At 71.8% G+C, this 4,571-nt stretch carries 4 protein-coding genes; 1 reads left to right on the top strand and 3 read right to left on the bottom strand.

Going from position 1 to position 4,571, the window contains the following annotated elements:
- Positions 1-108 precede the first annotated feature (108 nt).
- The 3 genes from G6556_RS17305 to adhE all read right to left on the bottom strand — a co-directional run bounded on the left by G6556_RS17305 (position 109) and on the right by adhE (position 3,745).
- Positions 109-231 (bottom strand): molybdopterin oxidoreductase, encoded by a 123-nt coding sequence (locus G6556_RS17305; protein ID WP_166944161.1) that lies wholly within the window; start codon positions 229-231, stop codon positions 109-111.
- Positions 232-346: 115 nt separating this feature from the next.
- The gene (locus G6556_RS17300; protein ID WP_166944159.1) at positions 347-880 is read right to left on the bottom strand and encodes a hypothetical protein; all 534 of its coding nucleotides are present in this window, start codon (positions 878-880) and stop codon (positions 347-349) included.
- A gap of 147 nt (positions 881-1,027) precedes the next feature.
- Positions 1,028-3,745 carry a bifunctional acetaldehyde-CoA/alcohol dehydrogenase gene (gene adhE, locus G6556_RS17295; RefSeq protein ID WP_166944157.1) on the bottom strand — a complete coding sequence of 906 codons (2,718 nt, stop codon included), beginning with the start codon at positions 3,743-3,745 and terminating at the stop codon, positions 1,028-1,030.
- A 430-nt stretch (positions 3,746-4,175) separates the two neighbouring features.
- Between adhE and G6556_RS17290 the strand changes: the two genes are divergently transcribed.
- Complete coding sequence (locus G6556_RS17290) at positions 4,176-4,544, top strand: hypothetical protein (protein ID WP_346774969.1); 369 nt, start codon at positions 4,176-4,178, stop codon at positions 4,542-4,544.
- The last annotated feature ends 27 nt before the right edge of the window (positions 4,545-4,571 follow it).

Genomic DNA, 4,571 nt, shown 5'->3' with positions numbered 1-4,571 from the left:
TCATCGCGGTCCGTTCGTGAGGGGACCCGAGGAGGGTAGTCCGGCGTGCCGGACCGTCGACGGCACCGCCCACGCACCGGTCGGCGGTGTCGCCGGGTACGAGAGGCGTCAGAGGACGCCGGAGGCCGCGGCCAGACCCGCGAGGACCAGCAGGACCAGCGACCCCCACGCGCACGCCACCCACCACGGCACGTGGTGCCGGGTCCGGGGGCGCGGGTGGTGCGTGGTCATGCTCCTGTGATCGGCACCACGCGCGCCGGCTCAAGCGGTCGGCGCGGACTCGGCCGGGTGACTTGCGGGCCGCGCGTCACCCGGTCGCCACCCGCGCACCACGCGGCCGTGCGGCTCAGCCCTGCTCGGTGTCCTGCACCTGCTGCGACAGCTCCTCGACCCGCTGCGCGAGCCGGTCGAGCGCGTCGGCCGTCGTGGCGTCGACCTGCGTGGACGCCGAGTCGAGCGCGGACCGGGCCGAGTCGAGCGCCGACTGCGCGGAGTCGAGCTGCTCCTGGGTGGCGGCGCTGCCGTCGGCCTGCGCCTGCTCGAGCGCCGCGGTGGCGTCGTCGATGGCGGTGGACGACTGGTCGACGGCGCCCTGGGCGGCCTCGCGGGCGCTCGCGTCCAGGTCCTGGAGCCGGGCGCGGGCGTCGTCGACGGCGGTCCGCGCGGACTCGACGCGCTCGCGGACCTGGTCGGCGAGGTCGCGCAGGTTGCCGGCGGCCTCGCTCGCGGAGTCGGCGACGGACTGGGCCTGGGACGCGAGGTCGTCGGCCTGGGAGCAGGCGCCCAGGGCGAGCGCGGCGCCCACGGCGAGCGGCAGGGCGAGCGCGGCGCGGACGGTGCGGGCGCGGCGCACGGGTCGGGCGGTGCGGCGGGTGGTCATCGGCGGGCCTCCTCGTCGGTGGACGGCCCAGTGTGCCAGCCCCACCTCGGAGCACCCGGCCGGACGCAGAGGAGCGCCCCGCCCGCGACGGTCGTCGCGGGCGGGGCGCTCGGGCGAGCAGCGACCTGGATCAGGTCGGAGGGACGGTCAGGCGTCGGCCTCGGCCGGGGCCCCCGCCCCGGCGGGCGCGCTCTGCGCACCCTGCTGCTGCTCGCGGCGGCCCCGCACCTCCGCGACGGAGGTGCCGTAGTAGGCCGCGGTCATGATGTCCTTCATGTCGGCGCGCATCGGCATCCGGGGGTTGGCCGGGGCGCACTGGTCCTCGTAGGCGCCCATGGCGACCTCGTCGAGCCGGGACAGGAAGTCCTGCTCGTCGACGCCCTGCGCCTGGAAGGACGCCGGGATGCCGACCTTGGCGCGCAGCGCCTCGATCGCCACGGCGTAGGACTCGACGCCCTGCTCCGGGGTCTCGGCCGGCAGGCCCAGCATCTGGGCGATCTGCTGGAACCGCTCGGGGGCGACGTAGTGCTCGTACTTCGGCCAGCTGGTGAGCTTGGTCGGGATCTGGCCGTTGTACCGGATGACGTGCGGGAGCAGCGTGGCGTTCGTCCGGCCGTGCACCAGGTGGAACGTCGAGCCGATGACGTGCGCCATCGCGTGCACGATCCCGAGGAACGCGTTGCCGAACGCCATGCCGGCGATGGTGCCCGCGTTGTGCATCTTCTCCCGGGCCTCCTTCGTGGCCGGGTCGGCGGGGTCGCCGTTCACCGACTGCGCGAGGTTGTCGAAGATCAGCCGGATCGCCTGCAGCGCCATGCCGTCGGTGAAGTCGTTGGCGTACACCGCGACGAACGCCTCGGTGGCGTGGGTCAGGGCGTCGAAGCCGGAGTCGGCGGCCAGCGAGCGCGGCATCTTCGAGGTCAGGACCGGGTCGATGATCGCGACGGTCGGGGTCAGCGCGTAGTCGGCCAGCGGGTACTTCTTGCCCGCGTCGGGGTCCGAGATGACCGCGAACGGCGTGACCTCGGCGCCGGTGCCCGAGGTGGTCGGGATGCAGACGAGCTTGGCCAGCTCGCCGAGCACCGGGAACTTGAAGGCGCGCTTGCGGACGTCGAAGAACTTCTGCTTGAGGTCCGAGAACACGATCTCCGGGTGCTCGTACAGCAGCCACATGACCTTGGCCGCGTCCATCGGCGAGCCGCCGCCGAGCGCGATGATCGTGTCCGGGCGGAAGTGCCGCATCTGCGCCGCGCCGGCCTGCACGGTCTTGACGCTGGGCTCGGGCTCGACCTGGTCGATGATCTGCACCGACACGTGGTTGCCGCGGCGGTTGAGCACGTCCAGGACGCGGTCGACGAAGCCGAGGGTGGTCATCGTGGCGTCGGTGACGATGGTGACGCGCTCGACGTCGGCCATGTCGGACAGGTAGCGGATGGCGTTCGGCTCGAAGTACGTCTTGGCCGGGACCTTGAACCACTGCAAGTTGTTGTTCCTCCGGCCCACGCGCTTGATGTTGACGAGGTTGATCGCCGAGACGTTGTTCGACACCGAGTTGTGGCCGTAGGAGCCGCAGCCCAGGGTCAGCGACGGGATGAACGCGTTGTAGATGTCGCCGATGCCGCCGAGCGAGGAGGGCGCGTTCGCGATGACGCGGATGGCCTTGACGCGGTTGCCGTACTCCTCGGTGAGCGCCTCGTCCTGCGTGTGGATCGCGGCGGAGTGGCCCAGGCCGTCGAACTCGACCATCTGCTCGGCGAGCTGGATGCCCTGCTCGGTGGAGGTGGCGCGCAGCACGGCGAGGACCGGGCAGAGCTTCTCGCGGGTGAGCGGCTCGTTCGGGCCGACCGAGCCGACCTCGGCCAGGATGATCGAGGTGTCGGCGGGGACGGTGAAGCCGGCCTGCTCGGCGATCCACTGCGGCGACTTGCCGACGACGGTCGGGTTCAGCTTGGCGTCGGCGCAGTTCTTGCCCTTGGCCTCGACGCCGAAGATGAACTTCTCGAGGAGCGCCTTCTCCTTCTTGCTGGCGCGGTACGCGTGCAGCACGGCGAACTCGGCCAGCGCGGCGTCGTAGATCTCGTCGTCCAGGATGACGGCCTGCTCGGAGGCGCAGATCATGCCGTTGTCGAACGACTTGGACAGCACCACGTCGTTGACGGCCCGCTTGAGCTTGGCGGTCTTCTCGATGTACGCCGGGACGTTGCCCGCGCCGACGCCGAGGGCCGGCTTGCCGCAGGAGTACGCGGCCCGGACCATCGCGTTGCCGCCGGTGGCCAGGATGGTGGAGACGCCCGGGTGGTTCATCAGCAGGCCGGTGGCCTCCATCGAGGGGGCCTCGACCCACTGGATGCAGTGCTCGGGGGCGCCGGCCGCGACCGCGGCGTCGCGCACGACCCGGGCGGCGGCGACCGAGGACTTCTGCGCGTTCGGGTGGAACGCGAAGATGATCGGGTTGCGGGTCTTCAGCGCGATGAGCGACTTGAAGATGGCGGTCGAGGTCGGGTTGGTCACCGGGGTCATCGCGCAGATGACGCCGACCGGCTCGGCGATCTCGGTGATGCCGTTGATCTCGTCGCGGGAGATGACGCCCACGGTCTTGAGCGCGGCCATCGAGTTGGTCACGTGCTCGCAGGCGAAGATGTTCTTGACGGCCTTGTCCTCGAAGACGCCGCGGCCGGTCTCCTCGACCGCCAGCTCCGCGAGCTGCCCGTGCTGGTCGAGCGCCGCGACGGCGGCCTTCTTGACCAGGCGGTCCACGTCCTCCTGGGTGAAGCGGGCGTACTCGGCCAGCGCCTTGGTCGCGCCGGCGACCAGCTGGTCGATGGCCGCGGCGGTTCCGGTGCTCGTCGTCGTCGTGGTGGTCACGGGGACTCTCCCGAGGGTGGTGGGTTGGGGTGCGGAGGGCTCCGTCGACCTCACGTCCCTGACGCTATCGAGAAAAGTTTCACAAAGTCTGGGACCGGAGTCCCGGGGACCTAGGTCCAGCCCCGGGAGTCCGCCCGCGGGCCGCCGCGGGTGCGCCGCCGGTGGTCCCGGGCCGGGGGTCGGGTGCCGCGCCCGGCGCGCTCAGGAGATGTCGCGAATGCACCGCGATCGACCTCCGCGGGGTATTGCAGAGCATTTGTCCTGCTGGTCAGAAGGGTATGGGCACGCGACGACAATGTCGCTACCTTGATGCGGACACGCCAGGCCGCGACCCGTGACGGGTGCGTTCTGCTGGCTCACGTCGGCGTCCGCCGCGTGGGCACCACCCACCGCGCCCGGCACCCCGCCGGCCGCCCCCGAGGAGGCCCGAGTGACCGACCTGCAGCAGGCCGCGCAGGACCTGATGGACCTGGACGGCGCGCTCGCGTTCGCCTACGTGGACTACCGGAACGGGATGATCCTGGCCTCCGCGAGCTCCGTGCCCTACGACCTGGAGCTCGCCGCGGCCGTCGCCACCGACTTCGTCCGCGCCAAGCTGCGCGCCGCCAAGGAGATGGGGCGCAACCGACGGGTCGAGGACATCCTCGTGACGCTCAGCGAGGAGTACCACCTCATCCTGCTGAGCGAGGACCCCGCGCTCGACGGGGTGTTCGGGTACCTGGCGCTGGACCGCGGGCGGGGCAACCTCGCGCTCGCCCGACGTCGCCTGCACGCGGTGGACGCGACCGCGCAGCTCTGAGCACGACGTCCGCCACCCGCCCGCGGT

The sequence above is a fragment of the Cellulomonas sp. IC4_254 genome, from assembly GCF_011603975.1.
In the GTDB taxonomy this organism is placed as follows: domain Bacteria; phylum Actinomycetota; class Actinomycetes; order Actinomycetales; family Cellulomonadaceae; genus Cellulomonas.
Note: the sequence above shows the minus strand (reverse complement) of the source record. Positions and strands in the feature narration are given on the sequence as shown.